The 18526-nt window shown below is 39.9% G+C and carries 10 protein-coding genes; 3 read left to right on the top strand and 7 right to left on the bottom strand.

The window, feature by feature from the left end:
- Positions 1 to 313 precede the first annotated feature (313 nt).
- From COE25_RS18155 to COE25_RS18145, 3 genes are read left to right on the top strand one after another with little or no spacing between them, the layout of a single operon-like run.
- On the top strand, positions 314 to 1858 hold the full coding sequence (locus tag COE25_RS18155) for a MotA/TolQ/ExbB proton channel family protein (RefSeq protein WP_098933601.1): 1545 nt from the start codon (positions 314 to 316) through the stop codon (positions 1856 to 1858).
- 16 nt (positions 1859 to 1874) lie between these two features.
- Complete coding sequence (locus tag COE25_RS18150) at positions 1875 to 2618, top strand: OmpA family protein (RefSeq protein WP_098933600.1); 744 nt, start codon at positions 1875 to 1877, stop codon at positions 2616 to 2618.
- Positions 2619 to 2656: 38 nt separating this feature from the next.
- Positions 2657 to 4018 carry a protein kinase family protein gene (locus tag COE25_RS18145; RefSeq protein ID WP_098933599.1) on the top strand — a complete coding sequence of 454 codons (1362 nt, stop codon included), beginning with the start codon at positions 2657 to 2659 and terminating at the stop codon, positions 4016 to 4018.
- 193 nt (positions 4019 to 4211) lie between these two features.
- On the opposite strand, the gene COE25_RS18140 is transcribed toward COE25_RS18145, so the two are convergent.
- The 7 genes from COE25_RS18140 to COE25_RS18110 all read right to left on the bottom strand — a co-directional run bounded on the left by COE25_RS18140 (position 4212) and on the right by COE25_RS18110 (position 18503).
- The gene (locus tag COE25_RS18140; RefSeq protein ID WP_098933598.1) at positions 4212 to 7031 is read right to left on the bottom strand and encodes a GAP1-N2 domain-containing protein; all 2820 of its coding nucleotides are present in this window, start codon (positions 7029 to 7031) and stop codon (positions 4212 to 4214) included.
- On the bottom strand, positions 7028 to 8296 hold the full coding sequence (locus COE25_RS18135) for a TRAFAC clade GTPase domain-containing protein (RefSeq protein WP_088089666.1): 1269 nt from the start codon (positions 8294 to 8296) through the stop codon (positions 7028 to 7030). Before COE25_RS18135 ends, COE25_RS18140 begins: the two co-directional genes overlap by 4 nt.
- A 13-nt stretch (positions 8297 to 8309) precedes the next feature.
- Positions 8310 to 8948, bottom strand: a complete 639-nt coding sequence (locus COE25_RS18130; protein ID WP_088089665.1) for a beta-mannanase — start codon at positions 8946 to 8948, stop codon at positions 8310 to 8312.
- A gap of 66 nt (positions 8949 to 9014) precedes the next feature.
- Positions 9015 to 10289: a vWA domain-containing protein gene (locus COE25_RS18125; RefSeq protein ID WP_098933597.1), complete on the bottom strand. Its 1275-nt coding sequence runs from the start codon at positions 10287 to 10289 to the stop codon at positions 9015 to 9017.
- Between the two features lie 191 nt (positions 10290 to 10480).
- A complete protein-coding gene (locus COE25_RS18120) occupies positions 10481 to 12826 on the bottom strand; it encodes a hypothetical protein (RefSeq protein WP_098933596.1) in 2346 nt (781 codons plus the stop codon).
- A gap of 265 nt (positions 12827 to 13091) precedes the next feature.
- The gene (locus COE25_RS18115; protein WP_098933595.1) at positions 13092 to 16484 is read right to left on the bottom strand and encodes a tubulin-like doman-containing protein; all 3393 of its coding nucleotides are present in this window, start codon (positions 16482 to 16484) and stop codon (positions 13092 to 13094) included.
- A 255-nt stretch (positions 16485 to 16739) separates the two neighbouring features.
- Entirely contained in the window at positions 16740 to 18503 is a 1764-nt protein-coding gene (locus COE25_RS18110; RefSeq protein ID WP_098933594.1) for a VWA domain-containing protein, read from the bottom strand.
- Positions 18504 to 18526: the final 23 nt, after the last annotated feature.

Here is an 18526-nt window from a genome sequence, read left to right as displayed (position 1 = left end):
AGTAGGACGTTGCCAGGCACGAAAAGGACAACTTGAAAAAGGTTGTCTTTTTTGTCTTCTTTTAAGAATTTCCACTAAAATAAACACAACAAAGCCTTAATTAAAAAGCCTCGAAATTTACCCATCTCTTCTATTTGAAAAATCTAAACCACTTATAACCTAATATCTTAAAAATAACCCCTCACCAGTAGTTTCCATCGACAAAAATTTATATTTTTCCCTAAAAATTACTTTTCTTTGTTACAATAAAAGATGGGATTCTAGACTTATTGACAAAATCACTTACATCTTTTATAGGAAAGGGACAAATAGAATGAATCGATTTTTATTACCTCTTTTAATGTTTTTACCGACTTTTTTACTATTAATCTATTATTTAAATGGAGGGGCCACCAAGCTTGGTGCAAATGAGTTTCTTGTACTAGCCGTTTTAATTGTTCTTGGCACGATTGCCAATTTCTCAATAAGAAGTAATAACACTATCTTTACATTTTTAAATAAGCAGGATGAAGATCTATCGAAAAATCCAGAAAATAATCAGCTTGCTGCAACGATATGGCGAGCATTTAATGATAAAAAAGAAAGAACAAAGACACAGCTCAATATTCCTTCGTTTATTGAGGTGTTTATGTCTGAGTATCATATTGATAATAAAACAAGTATTGTCAAACGAATGAAACTGATTCATACGTTTGCATCGATTTCGATACTCGTTGGGGTCCTCGGTACCTTTACAGGCCTCGTGATCACGCTAGCAGCACTTAACCCAAGTGATATTGATAAATCAATTTTAAAGGTGTTAGGCGGCGTCCATACTGCCTTTTTCACTAGTATCGGTGGAATTCTGTTTTCCATCGCGATCAATCTCCATTCAAAGGTAAGAAACTCGGAACAATTACTATTGCAAGTTATGTTGAAAGTTGAAAACTTTATTCACCAAAAGGATCAAAAGACGTCCGACTATTATGTGGTCGAGGCCATTGGTGGAGTTAAAGAAGCCGTTCACAATATGGGAAATGCCTTCCTGGAGGTCGCCCATTTTTCGAAGGAATTTAAAACAGCTACTGATAATTTAAAACAATTTAATAATAATTTTAAGCAAAACACGATGGCAGTAAGTGGTTTATTTAAAGACATGATGGCCATTACTGAATTGTTTAATCAAAAGACAGCGTTAATTCATGATGATTTTGAGAGAATGTTTACTTATTTTAACAATCAGCATAATCTTAATAACGAAATTAAGATGACGTTTGAAAATACAGCCCATGACATTAAGTCGTTTGTAGCGAACCAAAACAATGTGATTGATGGTTTTATGAAAAACAATTATAACTTACACAATTCATATAAATCATTAGTGGATAGTTCACAACAGGAGATCCAACAAGCCTACAAAGAAATGACCAACTTTTTCGAAGGTACAACGTCTCAAATTTCTCAAATTGTCTCTCAAAATGAATCACAAGTGGATATGCATAAGCAACTGACTGAATCGATTTATAAACAAATTAAAAAAGAGCAGGCTGGTCTATTGAAGCAGCTGAAAGAGACGAATTCAGAAAACGGAGAAGTCAAAGACTTATTTAAAGATGCCGTGACGAGTATGGGGAATTATACAAGCATTCAAGAGTCATCGAATCAATCTTTAGAAACGAGCCTAAACGCCCTAAGCAATAATCTTAAAAATACCAATGATCTCATCGGTAAACTGGACCAAAGCTTTTCAAAAGGGGCTAAGGAGACACCTGAAGCTTTAAACTCCCTTGAGTCCACTTTGAATGATTTAATGAAGAGTCTAGAAACCTTTTCAGAAAAAATGAACGAAAAACAATATGCAGTTAATCTATCAAAATAGGAAAAGGGTCTGAGCAATGAAGGAAAAATATAAACGACTAATCAATGACGGTTCCGGAGAATCGGATTTCTGGCCCACGTTTACAGATTTGTTATCAACCATCCTTTTAGTTGTCCTAATTATCTTTGTCGCGATCATCATTAGTATAAATAAAGAAAGCAAAGCGATGCAGGCAAAAGCGATGGAAAGCCAGACGGAAATCAAAAAACAAGCAAAGCAAATTGCTGAAAAAGAAAAGCAGATTGAGGCGTTATCCTACATTCAAAAGGATATCGTCAAAGATTTAGACAAGGAATTTAAAAAGCAGCATATGGAAATTTCGATCGATAAAGATACGGGTGCAATTAAGTTTAAGGATGACTTGTTATTTGAAAAGGGCAAGGATGTTATTAAGCCAGAATTTAAAAAACAGCTGGATAAGTTTATCCCCATTTATTTTAAGACACTTTTCGGAAAGTATAACGACAGTATTGCTGAAGTCGTGGTCGAAGGGCATACCGATGATAAAGGCGACTATATGTATAATCTCGATCTATCCCAGCGCAGGGCCTTCAGTGTCGTGAAATACATTTTAAGTGATGAATTCGGAGATTTTCCATATAAAAATCAAGTAACAAAAAATATTACCGCCAACGGACGGTCAGAGAGCCAGTTGAAGATCGTTAATGGCAAGGTGGACCGTGCCCAGTCGAGGCGGGTTGAGTTCAAATTTAGGCTGAAAAATAGTTACGAGGGAAGCGAAACCCAAACTGGGAAGTAGGTTCCTACGAGTATAAGTATGTCCAGGGAGCTGTGAAAATGGCTGACATTAACCAATTCAGGATCATTAAAGAACTATATACTGGTGAGCAATTAACCGTTTATCAAGTGGAAGATCCAAAGAACGGAGAACCAGGAATCCTTCGCTTGATCCATCAGTTGCCGCTTCGTGATCAGTGGAATCAGTTGTATCGTGAGTATGAAGCGAAGATTACCAATTATAAGCACCTTCCTGCAGTGAAGGTGCTAGATGTATGGGACCGTAAGCCCTTTGTTGTGATGGAAGGAAACGAAGGGGACTTTTTAGAAAAAGAGCAGATGCTTACCGGGAAACAAATTGATCAGTTCGTCGATGCTGTCGTATATTTGCACAAACATGAAATTCTTCATGGTAAGATCAATCGATTTAATATCTGGATAAAAGAGAATGGCGAGATTATCTTATATGGTGCAGGCGAGAGAGCCGTTTTTCAACCAGATAGAAAAATAACCATTCAGGATGACCTCAAACAAGTGCTATCCATATTAAAAAATCATTCATCCCTTGCTGAATCGCATTTTGAAGGGATAAGCTTTGATCACATCGAGGAACTGCAAGGGTGGATTCTAAGGAAATTAGCGATACCCAAGCCGGGATTAGTGAATCTAGGTGAATCCTCTACGACCGTTTTCGGACTACCTAATAAAGAAGTGATCGAGAGGGAGGAACCAAAGCGAATTGTACCTGAAATTTCTCCCGCCCCTCCAAAAGAAAAGCGGAAATCCGGCGCATTGTTTATAGGCGTTGCTGTAGCTGTTTTACTTATAATCGTCATCTTTTCCATTAACTTTTTAAAGGGTGGAGCGGAAAAAACCTCGATTCAAGCGAGCGAAGGTAAGCAAGAAACAGCAGTGGAAAAGGACAAGCCAAAGGAGAAAGCAGCGGAGAAAAAAGATCAGGTCGATTTAAGTCAATTCACGCAAGTAGTTCCTAGCTGGGAGCCAATCAAACATGCTTCCATCAAACTAGCTGGTCATGAATATACATTAGTTGCCGCTGCCCAGAAACAAGACGATTCATCAGGAAAGGTGAAAGTTTTTGTTTTATCTCAAGGCAAGAAGGTAGGGGAATCGCCTGAGTATAAAGGCAGCAATTCTCCAGAACCAACATCATATATAGATTCTTTCCTAACCGTCACATCAGAAAATGGACAAAAGGGTCTGCTAGTTTTTGGATTACCTGGTGGATTAGGAATATCAGAAGTTATTGCATTGGAGGTCCAAGCAAGTGGCAGTGCGAAACAGGTATGGAGTGACTATGGTACTGAGGTTAAGCAGAGCAAAGATGTTATCAGCGTGACAGGGACAGAATTGTCCAATCTTTCTTTGAAAAATAATAAGTTTACCTTGGAGAAAAAATGAGAAGTAACTCCAATGAGTCTATTGGCGACAAAAATCAGATAAAAACAGAGAAAAGTGTGTCCAATGAGGGCTATTGGCGACAAAAATCATATTTAAACAGTAAAAAGTGTCTCCAATGTCTAGTTCCCCAAAATCAACAATATAGGTTTCCACAAAAAAGGAGCATCCCACCGCAGGAATGCTCTTTTTTGCGCTATTCTTGGCTGTCACTTATTTGGTCTGTAAATGGGAATTCGTAAGCTACTTCACTTTCACCTTGTGTTAGCGTTAGTTTTTTAGTAGCTAATTTTACATCTGTAATACCCTCCGAGTTGTAATTAAGCGGGAGAGGTTCCAGGATTTCATTCTTCATATCAGAATCAATAGAGTATACCCACAGATAAGACTCTACTGCTTCACTATTGTTAGCGACTAATACGACTTCATACGTTTTATCATTTGGATCAAAATCATATTCAGTCCCAACAAGCGAGAATCCGTCTTTTAGCTGCCCATTTTCAAAGGGGCTGGCCTCCGTTCCAGTTTTCAGATCCAACTGGAAATTACCCTCTTGTCGATCGGTCAGGATTACCCCTTGGGCTTGTCCAACAATTTTTTCAAATTGCCTTCCATCAAGAGGTAGACTAAAGTTCTCACCGTCTACTTTTACCTCAGATAACTTTTTAAATTGGTCTAAAGATACTACATTCTCTGCTTTCTTGACATTCTTTTTCACAGCAGGTGTCGATGCAACCTTTTTTGTGGAATGTTTACTGGAATAGTAGTCCACTCCAAACCAAGCTGCACCGCTTGCTCCGCCAAGAACGACTACAGCAATTAACAGTTTTACCCCATACTTTTTAAAGAATTTGACAAGAGGACTTGCTGTTTCTGTTTCAACTTCCTTCAAAAAGTTCTTAAAGCTGCTCTTTCGGATTAATTTCAATTCTTTATTGTATTTTTTATTCCGCCAAATTGATTTTGGATCGGAAACTAAATAGCTTCGTAATGCACTTCGATAAGGTACGTCAATTCCAACTAAATTTGAATGATCCTTAATAAAAGCCATCATCGTTTTATCATCGCTGTATTGGATTAAGTGTTTAAATAGCATCCCATAATCTACGTCACCATGTTCTGACCCAAAGGCAATATTTAGAACTGGAATGTGCTCAGTGGTAACCTTGACTCGTAAGAGCTGCTGCAAAATCTCCCGCACCAGTTCACGGCCCGATCTTGATAACGATTTAAGCTGATTAGGACTAGCATGAGATGGCTTGCTGAGCACCTGGTATAGGGCATCAGTCATTAGATAATTATCTTTTGCCTTGCCATCCTTCATATCTCTCGGGTTTATCGGTTGGTTGAAAATTTTACCGAATGTCATGATATCCTGAGTTGTCAGTTCTTTTGGACGAATATGATCTAACATCGCCCATACTGAACTCCTAAACATCTTTTGTTTAAAATTGAGAAAATCCTTGTCTGCCATATCCACCTTAAAGTCCTTGATGGCAAGAACCGCGGTGAAAGCATTACTTTCCTGTTTTAACGAGGCTTCAATTTTCGTAATCACTACCGATTTAAACTTTTCGATAGATAAAAGGTATGGTGAGCCAAGCATTGATTTGAGCTCCCGAAGAATCTCTTCGACTCGAATGATCCGATTGAACCGTTCATCCAGATAAAGCTCAAGGAGCCTGTCATAGCTGGGATGCTCATTAATAAACATCAAAATCGCTTTATAAGAGCGATTGTCCTGTTCAACCAATTTCCAGAGCTTATGGAAAAGTTGAGCATTTTGATAATAGTTGAGTGTTTCTAGTATGAACGAGAGAGCCTCATCGCTTCGTACCATTTGATTGATGGACACTACAGCGTGAATGTAATCTAGAGCTGTTGTAGGATCGCCTGCATATTTTTCCATCGCTAGGATTTGTAAAAATAGCTCAACCAAAGGCTGTTTCTCATCACTATTCATCTGTAGAAACTTCTGCAAACTATTTAAAAAGCCTAGTTTATTTTCTTTATATAAGGCGTCATCGTGACTATTAAGTGTTTGATAAAGGGAGGTCAACTGATAGTAGCTCGCTACCTCTAGCTTCTGCTCCTCAGGTAAGCCTGATAATGCCGTTTCTGCGAACGCAAAGAAATCGTCCATTCGCTTCGATTGGGTAAAATGGTCGAGTGCAAAGTCCAGATACTCATGCTTCTGACCAGTAATATCGAGGCCAGAAATCCTATCATTTGCAAAATCAAAAATGAATTGCTTTTCAATCGAACGATCATTCATGTTTAATGTACCTGGCTCATAAAACATCACATGGATATAGTTTTTACTCTCTGGTTCACTTGAAAAGGTCATTGCGCCTAATTTGCGGCGGTGTGTATAGGGCAAATAAAGATAAATTAACTCCAACAGTTGAAGTGCAGCCTTCGAATATTCCTGCAAAGGTACATTTAATGAGATAAACACCTTTTTCTTCCCAGCAATGGACGACATGACTGCAAATAATAGTTGTTTAAACTGATCTTCGCGAATTCCTAAATTCCCCAAAAGAGTATCTTTTCCGGCAAGAACATCCATATCATCATATCCGGTTTCTTCCAATGCCGGAAGAACATGGCCTTGATCCATTTTATAGGAAGTCTGAAAGTCATTTATTTGAAATAGCTTTTCAGGATGTTTAATCCATTCTTCCTTTCGGCTTGGAGGGAGTACATAGTTATGCATGAAATAAGCGCTGCGCTGACCCGTAAAATCAGCAGGCACAAATACAGATTGACCAATGACCATGTCACCGGTTTCCGGCTGAAACAGTGTGACAGTTTCCGGGTAGAGGGAACTGTCCTTTTCTCCACGTGATGTTAAAGCCTTTGGTGATTGATAAATGCAAAAGGGATGTAGATATTTTTTCACAAATGACTTATCCAAGCCTTCGGAAATAGCAATGGTATCATATCCGTCCGTTGAGAGGAAAATTCCGCCCCGTTCCCTGGTATACATTTGTTGTTGAATTAACTTTCCGGTCACTGCACATGTCTCCCTTCTATATAGCCCAGCTTATACAGGAGCCAAATAAACGGTTCATCCACACGAATCGGACTAATTATTCCACTAACTTGTCGATCGACTGGATTGCTTCCGAGGGCAGACACGGCAAAATAGGAAGCTTCGTTAAAAAAAACATCAATGGAACCGACGAACGGAGTATCTACCTTTGATAGAAACCTTCTAATCTCTCCATTGATATTCTCGTATTCATCCAGGTTAAGGTATCCACTATGTGTAACATTGTGGAACACATTGCTATTAGAACGAATATATTCACCCTCGTCGGAACTTAGGGTATACAATAAATCACTTTTTGTCAGCACGACTGCAGTCGGAATATTCGTTTTGTTGTTTTCCTGTTGAGAAATGAAATCCTCAAATAATGCGACAACAACTTCGCGGGGTTCACGAGCAAGTCCAACTATCTCCCCCGGATTTTCACCCATTTGATGAAGCATTTTCTGACGGATTGCTCGAATTTGCATTGGGTCGACTAAGAATAAAATTCCCGCTGAATTTTTGATATGGGGAGCATGAAGTTGAAGATATTCTTGTTCAGTCATACCCTCACCAGCTACATCAAAAAATACGAGTGTCAGTGGTGCTTTGTTTTCATCTTTAAACACAAATTGGAAAATAAACGGTTCTTGGCGCTTTGTCGTAGCGGTAGCATCAAGCAAATTTCCATTTTCAAATAAAGGAATTTCATAGTCATCCCTGAATCTTCTGCTAATCGCGTTATTAAGCGGAATACATGCCGCATTAAAATTATTAGCTGTTACATGTTGCAAGGTATGAATGAGAGACGTAATATAAACAGATTTCCCGACTGAAGTGGCACCGACAATAGAAAGAATATTACTTGGATATTTACCTGCTGTAACGGGAAGTTCGTTATGGCACCCTGGGCAAAGTCGCTTTCTCGTCACAACCGCGTATTTATCAGAAACACCCATAAGCACACCGTTGGAGTAAATCTTATTATCATCTGGAATCGTCGAAGGATAAACAATTGCCTCAATTTCATCAATTTCGGCAAGCCCAAATTTCTTCCGATAATCGTTCAATTTATCATCTTCCTGAAGGTTGAAGGCCTCATCATCATCACGATAGTGTGCAGCACGGAAGACGACATCTTCATGATGAAATTTTGAGAAGCAGTAGGGACAGACAATATCGTAAAATTGCGGTCTTGGAGCTTCCGGCTGTGTTGTTCCAAACATTCTTTTTAGTAGTCCAAACATGTAATGTCTCTCCTTATTCTGGAATCAGTTCAAAAATTTCAGCTGATTTCCTACCATTACTAAAAAAGATTCTAATAAATTCATCCTTACCGATTTCCTTTTCAAGCAGCTCCGTTTTTCCGGGTGGGAAATCACGAATAAATGGGAAGACGGTTCCATCTTCAATGGACATGGGAGGACTGCCCGTTTTTTTAACATAGACTAACAGATCTTTATCAAGCACGATTTCTGACATGATGGACATGCGAACTCTTTTTTTCGGCTGAAGGAATTTATTTTTATAGGTAATTGAAAAATAAATCTTTGCCTTCGATCCCGTTATAAAAATGAGATTATTATCGTTTTCCTGACTAAAAACAGCCAGCTTTCTGTCACGTTTTTTGCAGGGGAAGATGCGATAGGCGTAGCGGCCAATCGCATCCAGTCTGCCAACATATCCATGATTGGCTTTATATTCCTCGCGGGTATAGAGTTTCAAATCCTGCTCATTGATTTCGCTGATTGGTTTTACATTGTCTGAGGACGCTTTATAAATATAGACAAAGTCGATATCTTTAGACCAGAACCAAGTTAAGTGAACCTCTGAATCTCTTATTGTCTTTCGTAAATCCTTTATTTCATAGTCAGGGGAAGCAAGGGTTTCCCAGTTCACCAGAAATCACCCACCATCTTTTCTAATTGATACGGAGAGGTCCAAGCCGCTCCTGAACGCTGTCCATCAAAATCCCTTTTTAAAATGATCCCTTTTTGATGAATTTCTTTTTACGGAAAAATCGGACCCACTGGTGTTACGCTGCGCACTGCCCGAAAACTTTTCACGAATCGGAATAATCAGCGTTCCAAGACCAGTTAACGCAGTTAAGAGAATATCGGCAGCGAGGCGGTAAGAAAATCCTGATTGCAGGCTATCTTGCAAACCAAGTTCGAGTACCAATCCTGCTAATAGTCCAGCAAACACCCCAGTAATAGCATAGCTTTTCGCTAAATAACGGTTGTCGAAAATTATTCCAAGCGCGAGACCAAACAATCCGCCGATTAACGTGATTAAGACCACTCGGAGAATGGCGAGATAGGTGCTGTCTTGAAACAATCCGTGTCTTTGGGTCACAAGCAAACGGTCCTGGTTTTCTAAGTAAATTTTTTCAAATACGTTCGTTAATTCATTGGCATTTTTTACATCATAGAAGGAACCACCGGTCCGCGAAGCAATTAATTTAAGTAATTGGGCTCCTCCTTTATCAATCTTGCTCATCCCAATCGTATTTATGACAATGTCCTTATTCTGGTATGGCTCTACCACTGTATCAAGGTCAAGTTCGCTATAACCATCTGAGAACAGAATGACCATTGGTTTTCGTCCATTTTTTTTGTGGTCATCAATCTCTTGAATAGCTGTGTCCAAGGCGTTGCCAATATCGGTGCTTCCTGTAGCTTGTAAACGATTGATTTGCTCAATCGCATCGGTGCGTTCTTGTTTATCACTGACCTTAAACATCGATTTTGTAATATTAGCATCTTCGTTAAAAGAAATAACGGAGGCACGGTGGGTCGGCTTCATATTGGATATGAGCTTTCCGGCAGCCTTCAAGCTTTCGTGTCCAGGATCCGTTTCATTCATGCTGTCTGAGATATCCATGACCATCACGATATCGTCTGGCGGTTTGATATTTGAGAAATTAAGAGAATATAAGAATTGAAATAAAAGGCCGGCAGCAAATAGCATGACGAGCGTGGCAGGTACCAGCATCTTCCAAGAAAGGCCCGAATATTCCAAGCGCCAACTGCGTCCATTAATAATGGGACTAATTAACTCAGCACCTAAGCAGAAGAGACCTGCGATCAGGGCTAACTGGCCAAAATAGGCGCCCATTAATAGGATATTAGGCCATACACCATAATAGGACTCGATTAACCATTCACCAAGGATAGCACCTAGAAGCCCGGCAATGATACTAAAAACAAAAAACAGGATACTAAATTTTCGAACAGGCATGTTCAAATCTCCTTACTAAAAGAGTTCGTTTTCAATGATTAAAGGTAATTCCTTGAAATTTGATTACCGTCTAGCTCCAACGCCCAACGGCTAGTGGACTTCGCCCTTCTCCCTACGATAAGTCAACATCGAATCGCTATCGCTCTCCATGTTTCCTTTATCTCAGTCGAAGTGCTCCAGTCCATACGCCGCTAAGCGGGCGTTTCCGCTTTGGAGTGGAATTCGTATCCTTTTTCTGTGTAGGCCTTGTAGTATTTTTCCCCTCTTTGGTAGTACATTAAGTCACTCAGCTTAAAGCCGCCCATCAGGGTAAGCTTTTCGATTCCGCTGCTATTCTTCTCATGGGCACAGCCCACCTTAAAATGGCGTGTTTCTTGTTCCTTTTCCAAAGCGAACTTCATGAATTTGCTGTGAAAGTCACCAAAGAAGTATTTTTCTTCATAGCGGTGTTCCTGTTTGTAGTTAAAAACTTCAATATGAATCGAGGAATTTTCGCTTAAGCGCGTGTTTAATTGCTTGAACAAATCCTCTTTGGTTAGGACGTCTTGATTATCATAGTGCGTCATAACATTCGCCCGTTCTAACAGTTCATCTTCAAAGCTGCGCTGAAATTCCTCTTGGGTCAATACCTCACGATTACAGACAAACAGCAATCTTTCAATCAGGTCGGTCGCTCCGTTTTCAAGGAATGATAGCAGGTTTCCAAAAAAGCGCTCATCAGAAAAGAAATGAGGACCGCGTTTTTCCTTTAGCTTTGCTGTTACGCTGCTAATTATTTGTCCATAATACTGCGCGATATTTTTATCTAAATACTCATCCGAATCATACAGACTCTCCGCAGCTGCTTGTTTCAATAAAGATTCCACCTGATCGACAATCTCTATTTTCGCGCGCAGATACTGGTGGTTTTCCTGTAACACTACATGATATTGCTTTAAGATGGCTTGCTTTACCTCAAGTTTGATCATTTGATACTTTAAGCCGTAAGCTTCTTCAAAAAAATACTGTAAAAAGCTAGTTAGGTTTTTCTTGTCTGAAAATGGGAGATAGCTTTTTTTAAAATCACAGCTATCCACGATTCGATGATAGAGCTGCTCGAGCTGTGCTTCAGCTTCCGCTCGTTCATTTTTGGCTTCACGAATCATTTTATGAATTTCATCCAGTATGCTAATATTTGAGCCTGTGGAATCAGAGGTCCATAAATAAGCGCAATATAACCCGTATTTTTCATTATTAATCACGTTTTCATGGAGGCATCGCTCAATATGTGCTTTCAAGTTCATGGTTTGTAAATGCTCACTGACTGGCTCTTTAAAGTTAGTATGGAAAAATCGTTCCGTACCACCTTCATACAGATGCTCTTCTGCCTCCTTGACAGACAATCTTTTTACCGTTTGATAGGAATTGGACACTCCCATCATGTCATTCATATCCACGAGCTTTTCATCCGAAGGAATGATGTCATGATAATATTTCTGGAAAGAAGCCTCGGTCAACTCAAATAAGCCGAGTACATTTTCGCGTTTCTCGGAGCTGGATGCTTTTAATGATGTCAGCAGTTCATGGAAAAAATGGCTGGCCGCATGAAGCGCAATCGCTTTATTGGGGCGGTTCACCTTGGAAAAGCCAGCTGAGGCGAATACTGGTTCCTCAGAGTTTCCTCTGAAACTACGTTTAAAGTCCTGATGATTATAGCTGTCCATCTTTTCATGATAATCGGTAATCATTTTTCGGTTTTTTAAGAGATTTAGATTGCTAATAATTTCGTAGTTTTGCTTCCCGGCATCACTTGAAATTAAGCCATCTTCATTTTTATCACTTAACAAATACACCATGTCAAAGAGTGGAGAAGGAGGGTGAACGACTGGAAGCCGCAGATCTTCTTCTAACTGAAGTTCTTTTTCAAAGGTGTATTTATCGTGTTGAAACTGATTTAACTCATTAAAAAAACTAATCCCCAGTGAAGTGGAGAGAGCAAAATTTTCGCCATCCTGCTTTTCCTTTATTAATCCATATAAATCTACTTCCACTTGTCGAAAAGACTCTTGTAAAATACTTTTTAACAGCAAAGTAAATTCTTGAATCAGGATATTTGCAGGGTCGTCGACGGCCGTCACCACACATAAGTTTAGTTTAACTAGTGAGGAATAGACCTTTCCGTACTCAGCAATTTTGGAAGAAAGTTTACGGAAGGTTTTATTTAGTTCAATCAGCAAATTCTCATCCCGATAAAAGGACTCGTAAATGCTTCTACGAATGGTTTTGGGATCAAAATGATGATCTGGAAGTTGAATGGATAACACGTTATCGTGGCTGATTGTATTGGTTTGAAAGGCATGGAAATATAACACACCCGTGCTGTTATGCCATTTTTCTTCATTAATAGTCATGATGGATGTCATGGCTTCCTTGACAGAGTCGCCTAGAAATAAAAAGACAATGGGATGGTTCACACTGCGCTGTTCATTTTCCTCTAATGTCATTTTTTCCAGCTGGTTTGAAAAGGTGTTTGCGTATTTTTGTAAGAGTTCTTTCAAAGCTGTTTCCCCCTAAGAGAAGAAAGTAGTAGTTTTCTACTTTGAGAATTGTCCAGCTCCAGCGCCCTAGCGACTAGAGTGCTTCCCTCACCTCGCTTCGATAAGTCAAGCACGAATGCGCTAACGCTCTTCGTGTTTCCTTTATCTTGGCCGGCTCAGTCCAGCCCTTACGTCGCTGACCAGGGCACTTTCGCTTTTCTAGATTAGAGGCGGCCACATGCAAAAGCTGCAAATGGCCTAAGTAAAAGTATCTGTTATTATTTTCTTATGATTTCAATTGACGAAGCATGTCATTAACCTTAAGCATCATTTCTTTATAGAAACTGTATATTTCTTCACCATTGACTAAATCCTGGTAATCGTAATCAAGGGCTTCTTTTTCCCTTGAATAGGTTGCAGCCATTTCCTCTAAAGCAGTAACAAGTTCGGTCGTGTTTTCTTGGTTAATCATGTCATTGCTGCGACGATCTGATTTCTTTTGCAGTTGATCCATTTTCTTTTGGCTCAATGCTTTAAAGGCATGATAAAGTTCATAATCAACAAACTTCGTTGTCTTCATTAAATTCACAAATGGTTCCCATGCATCTTCTTCAATCTCTTTATCGTACACGTATAAGGCGCCGCGTTTCCGAATCGTTTTTGTATAAACGGCTTGAATGAATTGAGTTAAAGAAACCTCTTTTTCCTCTTGTGAGGCAATATATTGCTCAATCTCAGAGATTTTCTCTTTAATTAAGTGGTACTTTCTAACTTCTAGTTTTACTTTTTCGATGAGTTTAGGTGTACGGATGAGATTTTCTTTTGCCAATTCCAAGTTGGTGCTGTCAAAGATATCACTCACACCGCTGGACTCCATGCCGCCGTTAAACATGTCTTTAAGCTGTCGAAGGATTTGCTTCAGGCTGCCAAGGGTTGCTTTGTTTAACTGTTTTGGATCTATTTCGTACTGAGCAAATAAGTCTGAAAAGTTCATCTCTTTTGTAAAATGGCATTCGTAGCGAGCACTAGTGCTGTGATCGGAATTTTTCTCCGTAATGACTTTAAATTCCATCGCTTGTTCAAACATCGAACGGATGCTGGCATTGTATTGCTGTACGCGCTTGTTGCGGTACGTATCTCCCCATGATTCTTCAGGAATCGGTGAAGGGAGGTAGGCCCAGTTTTCTTTATCTGTTTGGACAAGGTGGCGGCCAACGCCTTCTCTTTCTAAAATCGTTTTTTCATAGGACTCCTCATAAATGGAGAGTGGGGAGTACGAGAACAATGGAATACCATTTTTTGTGTTTAACCAGAAGATCCGATTCTTCAGTTCACTCTCTTTAATGGTGAAATGAGATTCACTAATCGAATGCTTTTGGTATTCCTTAACTCCTTTTAAAATATTAGGAGCCTTTACTGGAACGGATACAAATCCCCATTCTGGGAAATGAAGGGCACCCCGACCGTTATCTAAATGGAACACTGGTGTTGCATCACCATCAAGTCGGGCAGCAATTTTGTCTTGGATGATTCGATCAATTGGCATATCTTCGCCGTGTTTAAGCCTTAAAAAGTCTTCCATTGATTTCGTAATCAACTCGCCAAACTGGTCGCTTAGGAATTCTGAAACGGTACCTACGATATCGATATCTGATTCATTGACCCAATAGGATGACTTTTCGAGAAGCATTTCTGACCATTGCTGGACAAGTTGTTCTCCATCCTTTGAATTGAACATACTCTCAATTTCACGGGCCACATCCGGTACACTGACTAAATGCCAGTAATAGGTGACATTATCTTGTTGTTTGACTTCCTCACCATTCACAAGAATATTAGCGTTCTGTTCAAATATCCCTCTAAGTGCATCGAGGATTTCTTTATAGACCACATAAATCTTGTTGTTTTGACTATTGATTAGCTGATATAGATCTTCATAGAATTCAATCATTTCTTCCATTCGTTCTTTTTCGGCGCGAAGATCATACTCATTCAACTTGGACTCGATATAGGCATTCTTTTTCTTTTCCTTAGATATAAATGCACTTCTGGCATCTTCAAGTTTATTGTGGGTATACTCCTCAGCCGATTGAATGGCTTTAGGCATACGTTCTAGACGTTCGCGTAAGCTTTCTACATAGGTTTGCAGGGTCGTTAATAAGCAAAACCCGTCCTTCTGGTAGATTAAACGTGATGCGTAGATAGGGCCTTTTTTGGAATGTAAAAACATTTTCTCAATTTGCCGGCGGAATTCTTCCATGATTTCGCCTGGATGCTGCTTTTTGCATTTACGATACTGATCTTTTGCTTTTAAAAGAAACTCTCTGTCTAATTCATCATTGATATTGGTTACCGATGTTTTGATGACATTGTTGTAGGAGAAACGGTCACTATTCTCATAGCCTGAAAGCGGTTCTGGTACACGTTCATTAAAGCGTTGGTGAACGGAATCAGGGTCAATCCGCAGTTTTTCAGCAAATTGCTCCACATCTGATTGCTCAGGACCTGCTTCAAACATATTATCCATTTTTTCAAACAGCTTGTAGGCGATGTAGGTTGTCATTTCTTCCAGTGGAATTTCTGCCATGGAAGCGCCAATAATGTTGTATTGATAGTTAGCTGGATACGGCTTATGCATGCCGGCAATATTGGATCTGATATTGCTGATATAGTCATGGATGGCAAATTCCTCGCCGGATCCTTTATCTTCACTAGCCATAAAGTTTGTAATATTTTCAGCTGTTACATTCATGCAGTAATCGTAGGCATTCTCAAGCCATTTACCCTCAGTATTCGTACCTGATATTAAATGGCAGAGATTAAACGGCGGCACTTGTGAGTTCACGGTTAATAAATTGCCGTACTTCTGAATAAACCGTTCATTTCTTTCATCACAGTTCATCCAGTAGTCGAGTTCTTTTAAGGCAGCATAGCCGTTTTTCTGGATGTATTCAGCCGTATGGTGGTTGATTCCTTTTTTAGATAAATTCACGTCAGGTGTGAAAAGGTAGCCAAGGATGCTCAAACGGTCGACACCTTTTGCCCCAAATTTTTTATCCATGATACCTCTAATAATGTAGGCAATATCCAGGTAACAGCCACTGCCAGTCCCACCAGAAAGACCGGTAAGTAGGAAGACGTATAATCGTTTTCCAGACCCTTCAAGTACGGCATCCATTTTGTTTTGGATGATCGTTACTACCTGATTGATTTTTGTAAACATGAGCAGTCTGCCCGCTTGGCGTACGCCTGAAGCCCCGCTGATTCCATCCGTTATTGACAATTCGGGTGATAACCAGTCTTTGATATAAGGTTCAATCGTGCTGCGATTTGAAAGAACGCTGCCGATTTCTGGGTTGGAAAGCAGGACGAATTCTTTATGAGGGTCAAGGCCAATCCCATTATATTTTTTATTACGATCATGCTCATTCGTTTCAAATGCTAAAAACTCAATGTTACTTGGTTTATCTTTCTTCTTTTTCGATAAGGGATCTTCTGGAAGTTTAAAACGGCGATTTACTTGGTATTTGAGTCTTAATAGGGCATCAATTCCTGTACCGCCAAGCCCAATGACAAGCATCGGATTGTCAATCGTATCAACGCGGATCTTCTCTGATATAATCCCGCCGCCATGGGCGACTTCCAACTGTGATATATGCTCTTTAACACTTGCTTTCATGCAACTATTCCTCCCTAGCTGTGGACTACTAATATATAAAGACGAAAAATAATTTGAATAGGATTCAGTTATCGGTGCCTGACACCGTAGACTTGGCCAAGGCGTGTCCAGCTACAGCGCCCAGCGGCTAGTGGACTTCGCTCTCCGCCCTACGATAAGTCAAGCACGAATGCGCTAACGCTCTCCGTGTTTCCTTTATCTCAGTTGGAGCGCTCCAGTCCATACGCCGCTAAACGGGCGCTTCCGCTTTTCTTGTTAGCTTATATATTCAATATAAATGGACTTATTTACCTTCTTTAACACAATGCGCAGACGGTCATTTCGTTTGATCTGCTGACCTTTCTTGGCATCGATTGCCCGGCCGCTTTTTTCAATCGTACAGTCCGAGTTGTTGATCAGCAGGAGCAAATCACCGGCATGCGGCTTGAAGATAATTTGATTGGTTTCAGCGAATTCAGGATGCAATCCCAGCAGCTGATGCAGCTGAAACTTCCCTTTAAAACCTTTTAATGGCTTGTATTGCGGATTTGAGCGTTCACCAGTATCCTCGTCTTTTACTTCCACAACGATTTGACCACTAAAACCTTGCTTTTTCCTTAACTTGTTGTAAGCAAATAGGGCAAGAAGAATGAGCCCAATCACCCCAACAAGAACATAAAGCCATGGAAACGGCGTGTCCTCTTTTGGTTGAGTGGTTTTAGCTGCTACAGGTGTCTTGGCTGTGTTTTGCACCGTTATTTTTTGCGGCTGTGTTTCACGGAAAAAGCTATTATCTTCCGCTTTTACCACTACTTCATAACTGCTTGAGTTTCCTAACTTAAATTGACCCGAAAAGCCTTGGTCATCCGCTGTTAAGCTTACTTCCTCGGTTTTCCCTTGATCGAGATCTTTCACATATAGAGTCGATTTCATTGATTGATAAATGCTTTTATCAGCGATAGGTGTACCATTATCTTCAAAAAAGGAATGGATCTTAACTGTTTCGCCCGCCTTGTAACTTTGCTTAGCAAGCTTATCTAGCTTCAACTGTAAATCATAATTGAAAACAAGGTTGATATCGATTTTGTCCTTTGCTACCCCTTTAACCTTCAGTGTCCAATCTCCCTGAACTGGTTTCAACAGTTTGACCATAGAATAGGTCTTCGATTTTGAAAGTAGGACTTGGTCTGAAGGGATGGCGAGCTCTTTACCGGAAGGATCAACGAGCTTAACCTCGACCGGATGGTTTGACATTAATGAGATGTTGGCTTCTAATACATTTTCATTGGGAACATTTATTTTGATATCTTGAAAATCACCATTACCTACTATTTGATTAATCGGAACGATTTTTAATTTTAAATGGTTGGCGAAAATTTCACTAAGGATGCCTGGCAATTTATCGGCAGAACTTGCTTCGAAGAATTCCCCATTCGTGCTCTTGGCTATATTTGTGAGAACCTGTTTATTTAGCTTGCCATTAGCGTTTAAGCCAATCGTATAGATTGGATATCCTTTAGCTTTAGCGGCGGCGACTGCTTGGTCTAGGTCTTTTTCCGCTTGTTTTTCGGTTTTGTACTTCTTTGGGTCTAGTTCGTTATTCCCGTCGGCAAGCAGAACGATCAGTGGATAATAACCTTGCTCGTGACTACTATCTAATACGTTGACGGCTTCCTTAACCCCAGTTGATAAATCGGTGTACATATATTTTTGAACGGAGTCGATGAACGACTTTAGGTCCTTCTTATCCTGTTCGGACTTGATTTTGACAAGCGCTTTTTCACGCATGACTTCGTCAGCGTAAGCGATGGCACCAATTTTATCGCCATTAAAGGAGGCCATATCAATGAACATCTTCATCGCTTCGTTACTGATATTCTTCGGGTCACTGCTCTTCATGGAATTACTGACATCAACGACAAGCATTCCCTCTATTCGAGAAGTGGAATTTAACGGACTTGCAGCGTGTACATTATATAAGGAAATATTCCAGAATAGACACGCAACTACGATTAAACTACTGATACATTTTCTTAACATCTGTGTGCAACCCCCACTGCATT

It is taken from the genome of Bacillus sp. AFS031507 (assembly GCF_002584635.1).
GTDB lineage: Bacteria > Bacillota > Bacilli > Bacillales > Cytobacillaceae > Neobacillus.
Note: the sequence above shows the minus strand (reverse complement) of the source record. Positions and strands in the feature narration are given on the sequence as shown.

Excerpts from the sequence above, each read along its gene's own strand:
- COE25_RS18155 (WP_098933601.1), top strand. The coding sequence starts at position 314 with ATGAATCGATTTTTATTACCTCTTTTAATGTTTTTACCGACTTTTTTA.
- COE25_RS18150 (WP_098933600.1), top strand. The coding sequence starts at position 1,875 with ATGAAGGAAAAATATAAACGACTAATCAATGACGGTTCCGGAGAATCG.
- COE25_RS18145 (WP_098933599.1), top strand. The coding sequence starts at position 2,657 with ATGGCTGACATTAACCAATTCAGGATCATTAAAGAACTATATACTGGT.
- COE25_RS18125 (WP_098933597.1), bottom strand. The coding sequence starts at position 10,289 with ATGCCTGTTCGAAAATTTAGTATCCTGTTTTTTGTTTTTAGTATCATT.
- COE25_RS18115 (WP_098933595.1), bottom strand. The coding sequence starts at position 16,484 with ATGAAAGCAAGTGTTAAAGAGCATATATCACAGTTGGAAGTCGCCCAT.
- COE25_RS18110 (WP_098933594.1), bottom strand. The coding sequence starts at position 18,503 with ATGTTAAGAAAATGTATCAGTAGTTTAATCGTAGTTGCGTGTCTATTC.
- COE25_RS18135 (WP_088089666.1), bottom strand. The coding sequence starts at position 8,296 with ATGTTTGGACTACTAAAAAGAATGTTTGGAACAACACAGCCGGAAGCT.